Raw genomic sequence first — 17,961 nt, 5'->3', positions numbered from 1 at the left:
ACCGATTACTTTTTATGAAGCAAATCCTCCCCTTTTTTCTTTTTGTTTGTTACTGGATAACTGGCAATGCGCAAAATGCACAGGCCTATTTTCATGCCTTACATATAGATGATAGCCGTTTTAACAAAAAAACTAATGTGGCATATGAAGACCACTTGGGGTATTTATGGTTGGGGACAGATAGCGGCCTCTACAGATATGACGGCCACGCATTGGTAGAGAACCAATATGACGTGTTTGATGAGACATCTATTCCCAATAATAGCATTAATTCCATTATAGAAGACAGTTACGGGAATTTATGGATAGGAAGTGAGAGCTATTTAATATGGTACCATAGAAAAACCAATAGTTTTAAAGGGTTCTACAAGAACAATACCACCGTAATCTTAGGAAAATCAGAAGATGGTACAGTCTGGGCCAATTTGCGAAATACAGGCATTGTTAGAATTACCCCTAAAGAGTCACTTTCCGAGATTACATTCCATACACAGCTCAACTATCAACAAAAGAATAGTATTTGGACCGGAAACAAGGCTGTAAGTGATTTCTATGAAGACATTTTTGGTAGGAGTTGGTTTGCTACGCCCAAAGGGATATTGGCATTGAATAAGAAAGAGCAACTTATAGATACGGGATTCTTTAAGAACACCTCGCATCTTATATCCGCAGAAAACAACACCTTGTTGGCAACTACCGATGAAGGCATGTTTCTTTTGGAATACAGAAAAGAACAATTTGAAATCAAGATTTTAGAAAAAATTGATGGTTTTAAAGAGACTCCAGAACCAATGGAATTCACTTCTTTCTCAAAAGACCAAGAATCCGGCACCTTATGGGTGAGTACTCAATCTGGCTTATACAAGGGAAAAAAAGTGAACAACTCTTATGTTTTTAATTATGTAGAAGAAGAGCTGCAAACGAACACCAATCCCTACGAAAACCGCATTAATTCTACCATTATAGATAAGTACAACAATCTATGGGTTACCACCAATAAAGGTATAAAGAAACATATTGACAGAAATTCGATTTTTGGTTACACAACCCTTGGTAAAGACTTGAGCAACCGTTTTACACAAGACCTATTAATGTTAGGTAACAATCAATTATTAGTGACATTGAACAGGGACGGACTGTACAATTTTGACCTTAAGAACCGTACAAGAAAGTTATTGGCACCTGCCGACCAAGATTATAGTGTCATTAAAAAGGATTTTTCCCAGAAAGAAATACTATACGGCACCGGTAACCATCTTTTACTTTCCAAAAATTATAGTTCAAACCCTGATAAGGTACAATTTGACACTTTAAAAAAATACCACTACAACGTACGCGATGTTGTTGCCTTAAACCCGACCGAAATATGGGTAGGACTTTGGGGTGGTGGCATTCACATTATTACCCCCGATACCACAGTTAATACTTTTAAAAAGAAAGTAGTTTCAGCCCTTTTTGGAAAAAATGTATCCGTCATGCATTTGGATCAAAGTCAAAATTTATGGATAGGAACACGTGGCGATGGTTTGTTTAAGGTAAATTTAATTGATGAGGAAATCAAAACATTCAATCCTTCTTTTGAAAACGGCCTAAGCTCAAACGCCATTCTATGCTTGCTTGAGGACGAAGAAGGGAATATGTGGATCGGTACCAGAGGTGGAGGTTTAAATTTTTACGACAGCAAATACGGGAGCATTACCAGCTATGGGAAACCTGAAGGTTTGGTATCTACTACTGTTGCGAGCGTTGCAAAAGATAAATCCCAAAACTTATGGTTGAGTACAAGAGACGGTATTTCCAGATTTGATATCACGGAAAAAAAATTCGTGAATTTTGGAATTGAAGATGGTGTAACCGAGAGTCACTTTACCTTCAACTCTCAAGCCGTAGCCAGTAATGGAAAAATATATTTTGGGTGCCCTGGTGGCTTCTTCTCCGTTACCCCCAACAACTACAAGAAAGCTTCATTGGTTCCGAATACCATCATAACCAGTTATACCATTTTTGGAGACTTAGACAAATCCAATAGTCCAACTAACGAAAGTCATTCCAACAAGTATTTGAATACAGCGGACAGCCTTAGTTTGGAGCACAACAAAAATAATATTGCTTTTGAATTTTCTACATTGGATTTTACCGCTCCCAATAAAAACCAATTTGCATATATGCTGGAAGGTATAAATGATTTTTGGCATTACACCAAAGCCTCTAACCGTAACGCCAACTACAATGACCTGCCTCCGGGAGATTATGTGTTCAAAGTAAAAAGTTCTAATAGTGACGGGGTTTGGAACGATAATCCTGCCACGTTTAATTTTACAATTAAACCTCCCTATTGGAAAAGTAATCTAGCTTATGTTATCTATTTTCTTCTTCTGATTACTTCTATCTACACTACTTGGCTCGTTATAAAAAGATGGTACAAACTAAAGAAAAAACTAGTTGCAGAAACGGTTAGTAGAGAAAAGGACAATGAGATGAACCGAATGAAAATGGTATTCTTCACGGATATATCCCATGAATTGCGTACACCACTTGCCCTAATTCTTGGTACCATAGAAAAAGTGGTTAAGGACAAAAAATTCACCCTAAGCCCCATTACCTCCCAGCGGATATATAATAACACCCTTAGAATGCATCGGCTAATCAATCAGCTAATGGATATTAGAAAGTTTGATGAAGGCAAATTAAAATTACATATCTCAAAAAACAATATTGTCAAGGATATTGAAATCATAAAGAATGCATTCAATGATTTTGCTAAAATCTACAATATAGACTATCAGTTTAACACCCAAGAGAAGGAAATCATAGGTTGGTATGATGTAGATATTCTAGAGAAAATTCTTTTTAACCTCCTTTCCAATGCCTTTAAGTATACCCCTAAGAATGGTGTTATCAAAGTTACCCTAGAACAGGTTTTCATTAAGGAAAAACGTAATTTCAGAAAAAAAATACGCACAGGAGATTACATAAAATGTAGCGTTAGGGACAATGGTATAGGTATTCCCCATAAAGATATTGCCCAAATTTTTGACCGCTACTACCAAGCTACAAAAAAATATAGCAACCAAATACCTGGTACCGGTATTGGAATGGAATTGGTACAAAAACTAACGGAACGTCATTATGGTACGATTGAGGTGGAAAGCGAAGAAAACGTTTTTACGGAATTCACGTTCTACCTGCCTATAAACAAAAACAGATATCATAAAAAAGAGCGTATTAACAGGGGCACGCCACTTACCAAAAATTTTATAAAAAACTCCGAATTTCAGGTAATTGAAGAAGTTTCTACACAATTGGAAATGAAACCAAAAGAAACGACCGACAAAAAACCTAAAGTCTTACTCGTAGAAGACAATCATGATTTGCGTTCAATGGTGAGAGATGAGCTAAAACAAGATTTTAATATCATTGAAGCTTGCAATGGTCAGGAAGGGTATGCCACCTGTTTATCGGAAAAACCCGATTTAATTATTTGCGATATCCTTATGCCTATAGAGGATGGTATTTCTATGTTAGGTAAGTTAAAAAACAACCCGGATACCAAAACCATTCCTATATTTATGCTTACCGCTAAAAACTCTGAAGAGTCTAAAATAGAGTGTCTTAGTTTAGGGGCAGATGATTACATTGAAAAGCCTTTTAGTCTGGAATTCGTAAAGTGGAAGGTAAAAAACACATTCAGTTCGCGCAAAGACCTTAAGGACAAATACAGTAGAATTATAACGCCTGAACCGTCAGAATTAAAGGTTGATTCCAATGACGAAAAGTTTATTCGTAGACTCATAGAAATTATTGAGGAATTTATAGATGATAGTTCTTTAAACGTAGAATTCTTAGCATCAGAAGTGGGCATGAGCCGGGCCAACCTCTATCGCAAACTCCAAGTTATCAATAATGACACTCCAGTTAACTTCATTAGACAGATTCGTCTAAAACGTGCCGCACAGTTATTGAAAAACAATAAAATGTATATCTCGGAAGTTGCCTATATGACCGGTTTCAATAATCAAAAATACTTTAGCAAATGTTTTAGCAAAGCATACGGAGTGAGCCCTACAGAGTATAGCAAGCTACATTTTCAAGGGACAAACACGAATGTTTAAGTAGACAAATAATAAACACTTAACTTTTATTAAAATCTGCACATTTGTATACCCTTCTTGGACTATTGCACCCCTTGCCCCCGTAGATGAGATGTATATTTACGGCTATGATTTACTACAACGAGATGTGTAAGATAGCATACAACACCGTACACTTAACCAAAAAAGGTAAGATGATTAGCCGTACTATAAAAATTTTGTTCATATCACTTCTACCCTTGGCCATACTGCAATGTAAACCGGCCAAAACAAAACTCCAAAATCTTAAAAAACCCAATATTGTTCTAATTAATATAGACGACCTTGGTTATAAGGATCTAGGATTTATGGGAAGTACATATTACGAAACTCCTAATTTAGATGTGTTTTCCAAAGAAGGTATGGTTTTTTATAATGCCTATGCAGGCGCGGCCAATTGTGCTCCAAGTAGGGCATGTCTCATTTCAAGTCTAAACACTCCTAGACATGGTGTTTATACCGTAAGTCCATCTGATCGTGGTGATATAAAAACCAGAAAACTGATTCCAATTAAAAATACGGCCCATCTTAAAGATACTATTTTCACCTTGCCCCAAATGCTTAAATCTGCAGGCTATACCACCGCTAGTTTTGGCAAATGGCATATTGGAAAAGACCCTAACAAGCAAGGGATTGATTATAACATAGGTGGAAGTGAAAAAGGTCATCCAGGTAATGGCGGATACTTTTCTCCTTACAAAATAGATCATATTACGAACGGCAAAAAAGGAGAATATCTTACCGATAGATTAACGGACGAGGCCATACATTATATCAATCAAAACAAAGACACCACATTTTTCATATACATGCCTTACTATACCGTTCACACCCCCATTATGGGGAAAGAGGGCCTAGTGACTAAATTTAAATCGAAAAAAGGGCAAAACGGGCAAAATAGACCCGATTACGCGGCAATGGTCTATGCTATGGACCAAAATGTGGGCAGGCTCCTAGATGCCCTAAAGCAAAATGGGCTGGAAGAAAATACGCTAGTCATTTTTACTTCGGATAATGGTGGGATACGGTCTATTTCAGAACAAAACCCATTACGCGCAGGTAAAGGCTCTTATTACGAAGGTGGTATTCGCGTTCCTTTGGTTATAAAGTGGCCCGGAAAAATTAGGCCAAACTCCACATCAACCGCAACGGTCAGCAATTTAGATTTCTACCCTACATTACAGCATATTACAAATCCTAAAGAGAAGGCCAATTTACTTGATGGTATAAACCTTGAACCTATCTTATACGGAGAACAGCCGGTTGCACGAAATCTCTATTTTCATTTCCCCATCTATCTTCAAAAATATAACCAGCTAAATGATCAAGGCAGAGACCCTCTGTTTAGAACACGACCAGGTTCTGTAATTATTTCTGGGGAATGGAAACTGCATGAATATTTTGAGGACGGTGCACTTGAGCTCTACAACTTAAACACGGATATTGGTGAAAAAAATAATCTGGCAAAACAAAACCCCGCTAAGACCAAAGAACTATACAAACAATTAAACAGATGGCGCAAACAAACAAAGGCGCCAATACCTACTACAGTAAATGAAGCATATGACCCTAGCGCAAACCAATAGGAATTCGTTTTAAAAAAATAAAATCAAGATATATTGATATGGTTATGGGCAGTCTAAAGCTTGGCCCCATAGGCCAAGTCGCCCGCATCACCTATTCCAGGAATAATATAACCACGTGCATTCAATTCCGGGTCTATAGCCGAAATCCACAATTGGGTGTTTTCAGGGAACACCTTTTGCACATGGTCTACCCCTTCTTTTGCCCCAATAACAGAAACAATATGTATCTGCGCCGGTGTACCATGATTTTTAAGTGCTTTTAGCACATTTTCCAAAGTTCTGCCCGTTGCCAACATAGGATCGGCAAGTACCAACACTTTACCTTCTAAAGAAGGTGCCGCAAAATAGTTCACGATTACCTCAAACTCATCTTGGTCTCCTTCATGGTGTCTATATGCCGATATAAAGGCATTCTCAGCCCCATCAAAGTAATTCAACATTCCTTGGTGTAATGGTAATCCCGCACGTAAAATAGAGCATAGAACCAATTGGTCTGTGGGCAATTGCATTTCTTTCGCGCCCAATGGGGTGATAACATTACTTTTATTAAAGTGCAAGGATTTACTCATTTCATAGCTGAGTATCTCCCCTATACGTTCAATATTCCGTCTAAAACGCATAGTATCCTTTTGCAAGTCCACATCCCTTATTTCTGAAATAAACTTGTTCATGAGCGAATTGTGTTCACCTAGATTATGGACTGTCATACTTTGTGTTTTATTAATATTGAGAAATCTATTTTAACAAAGGTATCCTACTTTTTTAATAATCTCAAAAAGTAGGATTAAATCATCCTAGAAGAATTTAAACCAAATAAAAAAGGGCATTGCCATGCAACACCCTTTTTCCAACCATCTAATTAATACTTGCTAAAAACCTTTATCGATTCCCCAATTCAACTCAGGTATTATTTAGCTAAATAGATATTGTTATTTGTCCGTATAAAACTCTATACTCCACATGCCCCTCACTTGATTTACATCATAGCCAAGTGCCATATCATTAGGATACAATTTGTTCAATGCTGTCATAGTCTCTGGCATTACTTGCGTATTAGGTGTTCCATGACATTGTAAACAAAGTGCATTGGTTACAATTGGGTAATAAAAAGACACCTCTCCATCTTCTGTCTCAACAACAGGCGAAATTTCATCACCAGCTTCCAAAACTTCTTTAAACCAGTTTATATATTCCAATTCCTTTGGAGTAGCTTTATTTTTAGGATTTCTTAGTTTGTCCGAAACTCTATTAATAGCAGCATTTTTCATCAATGAAACGCTATCCGTAATTTGTATAGCCTTAAGATTACAAAACTCAATGGCCCCGACAGTTCCTTTTTCCTGAATAGCTTTTGTAAGGCTTTGACCTAGTGCTTTTTTGGCTTCTTTTGCATAGGCCATGCCTATGGATCCATACACTTTTTCCGGTCCTGGGTTTTCATAACAATTACAATCTTCTAAATCTGCTCCTGCCTTGTGCGAAGATTTAAAATGTTCATCAAATCCTTCTGGTCGTTCCAATTCATTGTTGAAAATGTAATCTGCTATCTGCGTCAAAGCATCCTCACGATTGGGCAAATATGGCATAGGCCCAAACTCTTTGTGTGCGGCAGGTATCTTGGTTTCTGTCTCGGGATCATTTATCCACTTAATCAGAGCTTCCGTAAATTCCTGTTGAGAAACGGTAGAATCTATATAATATCTTTTAATTGCTTCCATGGGAGGTGCAAATCTATCCGCCACTTTTGCTTTTGGATCATGACATAGGTAACATTCCCGCTCCATAATTACCTTCCCTGGATGCGGTTCTTGAGTTTTAGCACTCTGCGTTTCTTCAATATTTTGCGCAGATTCAATTTTAACCTTCTTCGTTTCTTTACAACCTGTAAAGAAAATAATGATCAATAGAAAAATGGAGTACTTTTTCATTTTTGGTTGAATTAGATAAAATTAAATCGCATTAAGAATTCGACTTTACAATTTGTACAATGTCATTTTTTTGCAAAACACCTGATTGTCTCCATACTTGCTTTCCGTTCTTAAACAAGATCATTGTGGGTACACCACGAACATTATATGTGCCTGCTAGCGGTTGGTTCTTATCTACATCAATCTTTACTATCTTAACATCTTCTCCCAGCTCATCCTTGACCTGTTTTAAAATTGGCGCCAACATTTTACAAGGGCCGCACCAATCAGCAAAAAAATCTACTAATACCGGAGTGTCCGAATCTATTATATTTTTGAAACTGCTTTTCATCTTTTTTAATTTCGATTCATAAAATTACTTAAATAACACCTCAATTTAACTGACTTTTATCATAGTTTACATAATTTAAACCTGTTACTTTTATCCAATTACAGAACGGGAAAGAGTATATAATCTAAGTCGGTTTTAAATAGATTACTTTACGCTTAACACCTTTAAAAAACAACCTCTAACTATCCCTTAAAAGTTGTAGATAAACATGAAAAAATTAGCCCCATTATTGTTGCTACTGTGTCTTGGTTGTTCCTCTGCTAGTTTAGTGGAAAATTGGAAAAATCCGGATATTGTTCTGTTCGATGCTCAGAAAGTACTTATTGTAGGTATGACCCAAAACCAAAATGCAAGAGAAAGTTTTGAGGCCAAATTACAAAAGGAATTTACCAAAAGAAATGTTGAGGCCATGCAGAGCTTGGATGTCTTTGATGTTTCTTTTACCAACTCCAAAAAATCCGAAAAGGAACTTGATGCCGTAGAGCAAAGTCTTTTGGACAAAGATTTTGACGCCATACTATTTACCAAAATCACCGGTTCCGAAAATCGGGAAAGTTTTTTGAGCGCTATTTCAAAATTGGATAACTACAAGGGTAGATTTAACGATGATTATCTAGAAAATCAAGATATTTTTTATGACGATAATTACTACGATGATTTTAATATTTACCATGCCGAGACTACCCTCTACTGCATTTGTGAAGGCAAGGACCGATCTATGATTTGGCGAGGAAGTATTGATATCTCCGACCCAAAGAATATTGAAAAAGCCGTGGACGACTATATTCAATTGGTCGTTACTGCCATGGAAGAGCAAGATTTAATTTTTAGGAAAGACGAATAGGCCACAACAGTTTAAATCTCCTCTCTATATCTATCACTTGGCATTGCCAAAACGGATTCTATTGGTTACATTTAACTACGCAACCAACTTATATCCATGCAAGATTTACAGTTAGATATCAATCCAGAAGTGGAATCTGTATTCGCCGGTTATCCGGATTATGTGCGCCCTCAGATGATAGCTTTACGAAAACTGGTCATAGACACCGCCAAAGCAACGGAAGGTATAGCCCAATTAGAGGAAACCCTAAAATGGGGAGAACCCAGTTACCTGACCAAAATAGGCAGCACCCTTCGCATAGATTGGAAAGCCAAATCCCCAGACCAATATGCGCTCTATTTTAAATGCACCAGTAGATTGGTAGAAACCTTTAAGACCGTATTTAAAGACACTTTTGAGTATGAAGGGAAGAGAGCTATAGTCTTTAATCTGAATAGTGAACTTCCCACAGAAGAACTTACTTACTGCATTAAATCTGCCTTAACCTATCATAAAGTAAAACATTTGCCTACCCTTGGTATTTAATGAGGTATGGAAGAAACCGAAATCTATTGCCCAGCAAACCAACAGGAATGGCGGAAATGGTTAGAAAAAAACCATCAGCAAAAAAACTCCGTTTGGTTGGTTATCCACAAAAGGAATACAGCAAATACCAATCTATCCTGGAGCCAAGCTGTAGACCATGCTCTCTGTTATGGTTGGATAGATAGCACAAAACGAACTATTGATGCAGAGCGGTACAAACAATACTTTTGCAAGCGAAAAGCCGTAAGCAACTGGTCTAAAATCAATAAAGAGAAAGTAACATCGCTCACCAAAAAAGGTCTTATGACCCAAGCTGGCCACAAAAGTATAGCTATAGCAAAAGCCAATGGTTCATGGACTATATTGGACACTGTGGAAGCCTTGGAAATACCAGCTGACCTCGCCGAAGAATTAAAAAAAAGAAAAGGTGCTACAGAATTCTATATTGCACTAAGCAAGTCCGGAAAAAAACAGCTTCTATATTGGGTAATTTCCGCCAAAAGAAAAGAAACCCGGCAAAAACGTATTCAAGAAATCGCGGAGAACGCCGGTAAAAACCAAAAACCAAAACAATTTTTGTAAAAGAAAAATTGCTACTTTTAAAAGCTTAGTGATTTTCCCCTACCACCAAAATTCACCATTATGAAAAAACTCTTTTTCCTACTTTTATTTACGCTGAACTTTAGTGTTCTTATAGCACAAGAAACTTCTAAAAAGAGCAGGGTAATCATTCTTACGGATATTGAGGCTGACCCGGATGACACACAATCATTGGTACGTTTACTCCTGTACGCCAACGAAATAGATATAAAAGGTATAGTAGCCACTACTTCTTGTTGGCTTAAAAATTCCGTACATCCGGAATCAATAAACAAAGTGCTTTCCGCTTATGCAGAAGTGCAGCCCAACCTTAAATTGCATCATCCGGATTTCCCAAAACCGGAAGATTTATTTCCATTGGTAAAATCCGGTCTACCTGTTTATGGAATGTTGGGTGTTGGAAAGGATAAAGACTCCGAAGGTTCTGATTGGATCATTAAAACACTTGAAGAGAAAGATGAGCGCCCTTTGTGGATTTCCGTTTGGGGAGGTGCCAATACCTTGGCTCAAGCTTTATTGAAAATAAAGAACACCAAAACCAAGGAAGAACAAAAACGACTCATTTCCAAATTACGGGTCTATACCATTTCCGACCAAGATGATAGCGGGATTTGGATCAGGGATAAATTTCAAGACCTCTTTTATATCGTAAGCCCAGGTGACGATTATGGTACAGCCACTTGGAATGGCATAAATAGCTTTATTAAGGGTATTGACAATACCGAAATTAGTAACACTTGGATTTCTGAAAACATACAACAAGGACATGGTCCACTTGGGGCCTTATACCCTGATGTTGCATGGGGAGTTGAAGGTGACACCCCAGCTTTCTTATCTCTTATCCCTAACGGATTAAACGCCCCTGAACATCCTAATTGGGGTGGTTGGGGCGGTAGGTATGAATTTCTAAGACCTACTTTTTCCGGTCGGAAGAAAGGGAATTCCGGTGTACCCTTTGAAGTTGAAACTAGGCCAATTTGGACCAATACAGAAGATAGATTCTCTCCTTATCTAGCAAAAGATTATGGTAGAAATGTAGAATTAGACACCACCGTTTTTAAAGGTGATAAAGTTTCTCTATGGCGATGGAGAGATGATTTTCAAAATGATTTCGCAGCCCGAATGGATTGGTGCACCCTACCATTTTCCGAAGCCAATCACGCTCCGGTAATCGCTTTAAAACATGCTGACAGAATTACAGTGAAATCGGGAAAAGGCATAACACTTGATGCCTTTGATTCTACTGACCCGGATGGAGATAGCCTAAGCTTTCTTTGGTTTGATTACCCCGAGGCGGGCACGTATAAAAAACCAATAAAAATAGGAGGAACCGAAAATGCCCATTTAGTTTCTTTTGCTGCCCCAAAGGTAGAAAAAGAAATGACCGTTCATATGATTCTAAAAGTAACGGATAAAGGCACACCTGCATTATCTAGTTATAAAAGGATTATTATAACTGTAAAGCCCTAACCTGCCCAAGGTTTTCTATTGTAGAATTCTATTTGGAAATTAAATGCTTTGGAAAGTCCTCTACCCTTTCACAACAAATTTGTTCCATTACTTGTTGTAGTTCGGTTTTTAGTAGGGAAATAGTATGGTTTCCACCATTACTTCCCAACGCACTAACACCGTACATAAACGACCGTCCCATAAAGGTAAATTTGGCTCCACTGGCCAATGTGCGAGCTATATCCGGTCCTGAGCGAATACCGCTATCCATCATGACCGTAAGCTGGTCTCCATATTTTTCCGCTATTCTAGATAAAGGTTTGATGGTAGACTCCCCGGCGTCTAACTGTCTACCACCGTGATTGGACACAATAACTCCATCTATACCTAGCCGTAACGCTTTTTCTACATCGGCTTCATTGGCTACTCCTTTTAGAACCAACTTGCCTTTCCACATATCGCGGATTGGTTTTATTTTTTCTTCGTTCAATCTGCCGGAAAAAGTTTGGTCCATGAATTTACCTAGCTGTTTTAAATCGAGTCCCTTGGGCATATAGGGCTTTAAGGTTTCAAAATTAGGTTGCCCATGAATAAGGGTTTTCATTGCCCATTCCGGTTTGCCCATAATTTGCAGAATATTTTTTACTGACATTTTAGGGGGCATGGCCAATCCGTTTCTTATATCCCTTGGTCTAAAACCAAAAGTAGGTACATCACAAAGAATAACCAGAACCGGGCATTCCGCTACCGCAGCGCGTCTAATAATATCATCCCGCAAGGTATTTTCCGTAGGATGGTACAATTGAAACCAGGCCTTGCCTTCCGTAATCTCCGAAATGCGCTCAATACTACTGGTACTTACCGTACTCAATACAAAAGGAACGTTATGCTCAAAGGCCGCTTTAGCCAATATTTCCGGAGCATTGGGCCACATGAGTCCTTGTAGACCTACAGGTGCAATACCAAAAGGAGCATCGTAAGTATGTCCAAAAATCTCGGTTTTCATCACCGATTTCGTGTGGTTACTGAGGTAATATGGCAATAATTCTACATCACGGATTTGGGCGGTATTCTTGTGCAGGTTTACATCTTCATTGCATCCCCCATCCAAATATTCAAAAGCGAATTTTGGAATTTTCTTCATTGCCCTATTTCGTAAATCATCTATAGAAGGATAACGTGCATCCCAGCCTATTGCAGTTTTTTTTCCCATTGTAATAAATTCTATTACACTACCTCTTTTGGAGGCACCGTTCAATTTTATATCAAACTAATCTATTCCAAATCGTATTTTTTATATGTCCTGTGACCATAAAAAGCCACCACAAAAAAACACATCATAGGAAGTATAAATGAAAAATTTACTTCGGGCACGCCAAGTATGCGTACATCACTATATCCCGACCCTCCAATATCCAAAATCAATCCTTGTAACATTGGCATGAATGCGCCTCCAACAATGGCCATGACCAAGAAGGCCGAAGCCGATTTAGCGTCATCTCCCAGTCCCGTTAAAGCAATTCCGTAAATAGTAGGGAACATTAAAGACATACAAAACGAGACCATAACTAGAGAATAGAGACCTACTTCGCCCTGTATGAAAATAGTACCTGCACAGAATACTATCGCCAAGATAGAAAGCATCATAAGCAACCTCCCAGAATTGATGAATTTCATGAGATAGGTGCACAAAAACCGACTGATAAGAAAAATTATTAAGGCCGCATAAGCGTAGTTTACCGCATCCCTATTATTAATACCAATATTTTCGGCGTATTGATAAATGTAGGTCCAACACATGATTTGTGCACCAACGTAGAACATTTGGGTAAGCATACCGCCTACAAAACGTTCCTTTTTAAATATTCTTTTTATGGATTCCCCTAAACCGACTTGATTTTCCGTTTTACCCTCCGGCATTTTTACCATAGCAATCACCACGAACATAAAAATCACGAAGAGTCCCAGCCCTACATAAGGGTTCCTGATTACCATTAGGTCCGAAGTTTTGACGGCAGCCTTTGCTGATTCCGATAAGGTTTCATAAATATAGGAACCATCTTCCGCCATATCATCCGACTGCAATGCCCCCAGAATAAAAAACTGGGCCACAAACAAACCAGAAAGCGCCCCTAAGGGGTTAAAAGCCTGAGCGAGGTTTAAGCGCAAAGTTCCCGTTTCTTCCGCACCCATTGCCAATATATAAGGGTTGGCCGTGGTTTCCAGAAAGGCAAGACCAAAGGTCAGCACATATAAAGCCAAAAGAAAAAACAAATAGTTCTCCATAGCCGCTGCGGGATAAAACATTAACGCACCCACCGCATATAAGGCCAGACCTACTAAAATCCCTACTTTATAGCTGAACTTCTTTACCACATACGCAGCAGGTAAAGCCATGGTAAAATAACCCCCGTAAAAAGCCGCCTGTACCCACGAAGCCTGTGTATTATTGAGTTCCAATATTCTTTTAAATGCCGCTACCATGGGATTGGTAATATCATTAGCAAAACCCCAAAGGGCAAATAAAGAAGTAATAAGTATAAACGGAAAAAGGATGTTTTTAGCTACTACTGGTACTTTTTCTTCGGTTTTCATATGGTTTATTCTGCTGTTATTGCCCTATCCAAATGTGTATATCCGCCATCTACAAATACTAACTGTCCCGTAGTATGGCTTGATACTTCTGACAAAAGAAAAACAACTGTGTTGGCTATTTCAGCAGCCGTAGTCATACGATTGCCCAATGGAATTTTATCCGTGATGCTTTTTAATTTTTTCTCAGGTTCCGGAAATGTTTCAATCCACCGTTCGTACAAAGGTGTATAACATTCTGCTACAATTACGGCATTTACCCGTATCTCATACGGTAAAAGTTCTGCGGCCCATTCCCTGGTCAACGCATTTCTACCACCATTAGATGCGGCATAGCCAGAAGTACCTCCTTGTCCGGTAAAAGAAGTTTTAGATCCAATGTTAACTATGGATCCTTTGTTCTTTTTAAGTTCCGGAAGTGCATACTGCGCCATTAAGTAGTAATGGACCAAACTCTTGTGTAGAGAGGCCATAAAGTCTTTATAATTTCCTTTTTCCAGCCCTACGCCATCATTTACGCCAGCATTATTTACAAGACCGTCAATTCTTCCGAACCTAGAAATTACCTGTTCTACGGCAGCTTTACATTGTTCTGGATCTGTTAATTCCGCAAAGGCAAAACCCACTTGACCACCAGTTTTTTCAATTTCTTTGGCCACTCCAATAATATTAGGTTTGTTTCTGCCAATGATATAGGGAATTGCCCCCTCTTTTGACAGTACCTGACTAATGGCTAGACCAATTCCCTTAGAGCCTCCGGTTACAATTATGACTTTGTCCTTTAAGTTTAAATCCATCTCCTTACTATTATTTATAAGCCTTTACCTGCTGTTTAGAGCTGCCTAGACCTTCAATTCCTAACTCTACAACATCACCTTCTTTAAGGTATTTAGGTGGATTAAAACCTAGACCTACACCTGATGGTGTTCCCGTAGAAATAATATCGCCAGGCAATAAGGTCATGTACTGACTGATATAACTTACCACTTCCTCTACATTGAAAATAAAATCGGAGGTGTTGCTATCTTGAAGCGTTTCTCCGTTCAGCTTTAACCATAAATCAAGATTATTAGGATTCTTGATTTCATCGGCAGTGGCAATAAACGGACCTATAGGCGCAAAAGTATCGCACCCTTTTCCCTTGCACCATTGTCCTTCTTTCTCTATTTGGAAAGCACGTTCGCTATAGTCATTGTGCAGTACATAGCCGGCCACATGGTCCAAAGCATCCTTGTCCTCAACATAAGAGGCTTTTTTTCCGATGACAATGGCCAGTTCTACTTCCCAGTCGGTTTTTTCACTGTTCTTCGGAATGATCACATCATCATTTGGACCAACAATAGCAGAGGTTGATTTAAAGAAAAGAACCGGTTCTTTAGGGATAGCCATTCCACTTTCGGCAGCGTGCTTAGCATAGTTTAAGCCCACACACACAATTTTTGAGGGGCGTACCAAAGGTGAACCTAAACGTACATCATTAGGAACCTCGGGACAGTTTTTTTCATTTTCACTCAACCAATTGCTTAGCTTTTCAATGCCATCACCTCCAAAAAAATCTTCGTTATAGTCCGATACAAATCCGGAAACATCCAAGCGTGTGCCGTTATTCAATTGTACTCCGGGTTTTTCATTCCCTATACTTCCAAATCTTATTAATTTCATATGTATGCTGATATTTTATTAGGTCTCTTTATTTATTTTTAATTCTAGTTGTACTACGAACCGTTTAGTGTAACAAACCCTCCATCTATTGGAAAATTGGTTCCCGTAATAAACGAAGCCTCTTCCGAACAAAGGTACACGGCCAAATTCGCGACTTCCTCCGGTTTTCCCATACGACCAATAGGCTGGGTTTTGGAAAGCTTTTCAAAGATTTCCTTTTCCCTACCCGGATAATTTTTATTGATAAACCCGTCAACAAATGGAGTGTGTACCCTACCCGGAGAAATACAATTACATCTGATGCCATCCTTAAGATAATCTTTGGCCACGGAATAAGTCATGGTTAATACGGCGCCCTTGGTCATGGAATAAGCAAACCTATCATTGATACCTACCGATGAAGCTATGGATGCCATGTTGATAATTACACCGTTCGTTTGCTTTAAGGAATCAATACTAGCATACATACAATTGTATACCCCTTTGATATTAACATCGTACAAACGGTCTAAGTCTTCTTCCTTGCAGTTTTCTAAATTCCCTATATGGGCTACGCCCGCATTGTTGATTAAAATATCTACCGGACCTTTGGCTGTTATGTTTTCAAATGCCGTAACTACTTCTTTCTGCACCGCTACATTACAACCGTAGGTATGGGCCTTACCTCCCATATTCTCAATTAGCGTTACCGTTTCCTTTGCGTTTTCCTCGTTCATTTCCAGAATATGAAGAATTGCACCTTGCTCTGCCAGTGCCAAGCAAATGGCCCTACCAATACCGCTACCTCCACCGGTAACCACTGCCAATTTATCTTTTAAACTAAACTTCATAAATAATCTATGTTATTGTAGTTAATTCCTTTTCCCAGTAACTCCCCTTAGGAAAGCTATATTCCGCTAGGGATTCCGGCTTCATAGTTATACTATAACCAGCCATACTTGGCGGCATGTAAGCCCCATTTTTAATCACTACCGGATCAAAAAAATGTTCGTGTAAATGGTCTACAAACTCAATAATACGATTTTCTAAAGAACCGCTTATAGCAATATAGTCGATCATTGACAAATGCTGCACATATTCACAGAGTCCCACTCCCCCAGCATGCGGACAAACCGGAATATTAAATTTTGCCGCCATGAATAAAATGGCCAATATTTCATTGACGCCCCCTACCCTACAACTATCTATCTGGCATATTTCTATGGCATTGGCCTGCATCAACTGTTTGAACATGACCCTGTTTTGGCAGTGTTCTCCCGTAGCTACTTTAATTGGCGCTACTGCCTTGGCTATCTTGGCATGACCTAAAATATCATCAGGACTTGTAGGTTCCTCAATCCAATACGGGTTGAATTTTTTCAGTTCGGCCATATTCTCAATAGCTTCATCTACATCCCATTTTTGATTCGCATCCATCATCAACCGAAGATTATCACCAATTTCTTCACGAATAATCGCGGCACGGCGCATATCATCTTGCAAATCCGAACCTACCTTTATTTTCATATGGTCAAAGCCTGCTGCTTTTGCCTCTCTACAAAGCCTGCGCATCTTATCATCCGAATAGCCCAACCATCCTGCAGAAGTTGTATAAGCAGGGTAACCATCTTGCTTTAATTTGGCTATACGTTCTTGTTTGGTGCTTTCTTTATCCTTTAACATCGCCAAGGCCTCTTCTGGCGTAACCGCATCTGTTATGTACGTAAAGTCTACACAACGTACCAACTCTTCGGGTGTCATATCCGCCAATAATTTCCATAAAGGTTTGCCTTCCGCTTTGGCATACAAATCCCAAACAGCATTTACCATGGCGCCGGTTGCCAAGTGAATTACACCCTTTTCAGGACCCAACCATCTCAACTGACTATCGCCTGTAATCATTTTCCAAAAGGCGCCCATATCCGCTGTAAAGCTTTCTAGGGTTTTGCCAATAACAAGAGGAGCTAAAGATTGGATGGCTGCAGCACATAATTCATTACCCCTACCAATGGTAAATGTTAATCCGTGCCCTTCTAGTGCGCTGTCCGAATCGGTCTTTAAAATCACATAGGCCGCAGAATAATCTGGGTCAGGATTCATAGCATCAGAGCCGTCTAGAGACTTACTTGTTGGAAAACGGACATCTTTAATTTCGACCCCCGTAATTGTTATCTTACTTGACATAAATTCTTTATTAACGGTACAAACTTAAAACTTCACTTTCTTCAAAACCACCATATAATCTACCTATAGTGATACTTTTTTTGCCTGAACGTTTATATGTCTAATTTTTATACCTATTATCTATCGAAAATAGACGCCCCACTTTCTTTTA

At 38.8% G+C, this 17,961-nt stretch carries 15 protein-coding genes; 6 read left to right on the top strand and 9 right to left on the bottom strand.

The window, feature by feature from the left end; genetic code table 11:
* Positions 1–14 precede the first annotated feature (14 nt).
* Entirely contained in the window at positions 15–4,112 is a 4,098-nt protein-coding gene (locus H9565_RS10970) for a hybrid sensor histidine kinase/response regulator transcription factor (protein WP_215439581.1), read from the top strand.
* 125 nt (positions 4,113–4,237) lie between these two features.
* On the top strand, positions 4,238–5,716 hold the full coding sequence (locus tag H9565_RS10965) for a sulfatase (protein ID WP_215439579.1): 1,479 nt from the start codon (positions 4,238–4,240) through the stop codon (positions 5,714–5,716).
* Between the two features lie 53 nt (positions 5,717–5,769).
* Here H9565_RS10965 and upp read toward each other — a convergent pair whose 3' ends face one another.
* The 3 genes from upp to trxA form a co-directional block, all read right to left on the bottom strand.
* Complete coding sequence (gene upp / locus H9565_RS10960) at positions 5,770–6,423, bottom strand: uracil phosphoribosyltransferase (RefSeq protein ID WP_215439578.1); 654 nt, start codon at positions 6,421–6,423, stop codon at positions 5,770–5,772.
* 222 nt (positions 6,424–6,645) lie between these two features.
* Positions 6,646–7,644, bottom strand: coding sequence for a Tll0287-like domain-containing protein (locus H9565_RS10955; RefSeq protein WP_215439577.1), 999 nt, complete (start codon positions 7,642–7,644; stop codon positions 6,646–6,648).
* Between the two features lie 31 nt (positions 7,645–7,675).
* Positions 7,676–7,975, bottom strand: a complete 300-nt coding sequence (gene trxA / locus H9565_RS10950; protein ID WP_215439575.1) for a thioredoxin — start codon at positions 7,973–7,975, stop codon at positions 7,676–7,678.
* Between the two features lie 208 nt (positions 7,976–8,183).
* Between trxA and H9565_RS10945 the strand changes: the two genes are divergently transcribed.
* From H9565_RS10945 to H9565_RS10930, 4 genes are all read left to right on the top strand, one after another.
* The gene (locus tag H9565_RS10945) at positions 8,184–8,819 is read left to right on the top strand and encodes a hypothetical protein (protein ID WP_215439573.1); all 636 of its coding nucleotides are present in this window, start codon (positions 8,184–8,186) and stop codon (positions 8,817–8,819) included.
* Between the two features lie 96 nt (positions 8,820–8,915).
* On the top strand, positions 8,916–9,344 hold the full coding sequence (locus H9565_RS10940) for a DUF1801 domain-containing protein (RefSeq protein ID WP_215439571.1): 429 nt from the start codon (positions 8,916–8,918) through the stop codon (positions 9,342–9,344).
* Between the two features lie 6 nt (positions 9,345–9,350).
* Entirely contained in the window at positions 9,351–9,926 is a 576-nt protein-coding gene (locus H9565_RS10935) for a YdeI/OmpD-associated family protein (protein ID WP_215439569.1), read from the top strand.
* A gap of 60 nt (positions 9,927–9,986) precedes the next feature.
* A complete protein-coding gene (locus tag H9565_RS10930; protein WP_215439567.1) occupies positions 9,987–11,414 on the top strand; it encodes a DUF1593 domain-containing protein in 1,428 nt (475 codons plus the stop codon).
* A 28-nt stretch (positions 11,415–11,442) separates the two neighbouring features.
* Here the strand turns inward: H9565_RS10930 and H9565_RS10925 are convergent, their stop codons facing one another.
* The 6 genes from H9565_RS10925 to H9565_RS10900 all read right to left on the bottom strand — a co-directional run bounded on the left by H9565_RS10925 (position 11,443) and on the right by H9565_RS10900 (position 17,810).
* On the bottom strand, positions 11,443–12,606 hold the full coding sequence (locus tag H9565_RS10925) for an alpha-hydroxy acid oxidase (protein WP_215439565.1): 1,164 nt from the start codon (positions 12,604–12,606) through the stop codon (positions 11,443–11,445).
* 62 nt (positions 12,607–12,668) lie between these two features.
* On the bottom strand, positions 12,669–13,988 hold the full coding sequence (gene fucP, locus H9565_RS10920) for an L-fucose:H+ symporter permease (RefSeq protein ID WP_215439563.1): 1,320 nt from the start codon (positions 13,986–13,988) through the stop codon (positions 12,669–12,671).
* Between the two features lie 5 nt (positions 13,989–13,993).
* Positions 13,994–14,782, bottom strand: coding sequence for an SDR family oxidoreductase (locus tag H9565_RS10915; protein ID WP_215439560.1), 789 nt, complete (start codon positions 14,780–14,782; stop codon positions 13,994–13,996).
* 10 nt (positions 14,783–14,792) lie between these two features.
* Positions 14,793–15,647, bottom strand: coding sequence for a fumarylacetoacetate hydrolase family protein (locus tag H9565_RS10910; RefSeq protein ID WP_215439558.1), 855 nt, complete (start codon positions 15,645–15,647; stop codon positions 14,793–14,795).
* A gap of 53 nt (positions 15,648–15,700) precedes the next feature.
* Complete coding sequence (locus H9565_RS10905; protein WP_215439556.1) at positions 15,701–16,477, bottom strand: SDR family NAD(P)-dependent oxidoreductase; 777 nt, start codon at positions 16,475–16,477, stop codon at positions 15,701–15,703.
* Between the two features lie 7 nt (positions 16,478–16,484).
* Complete coding sequence (locus H9565_RS10900; RefSeq protein WP_215439554.1) at positions 16,485–17,810, bottom strand: L-fuconate dehydratase; 1,326 nt, start codon at positions 17,808–17,810, stop codon at positions 16,485–16,487.
* Between the last annotated feature and the right edge of the window lie 151 nt (positions 17,811–17,961).

Source organism: Zobellia russellii (assembly GCF_018728565.1).
Classification (GTDB): Bacteria; Bacteroidota; Bacteroidia; order Flavobacteriales; family Flavobacteriaceae; genus Zobellia; species Zobellia russellii.
Note: the sequence above shows the minus strand (reverse complement) of the source record. Positions and strands in the feature narration are given on the sequence as shown.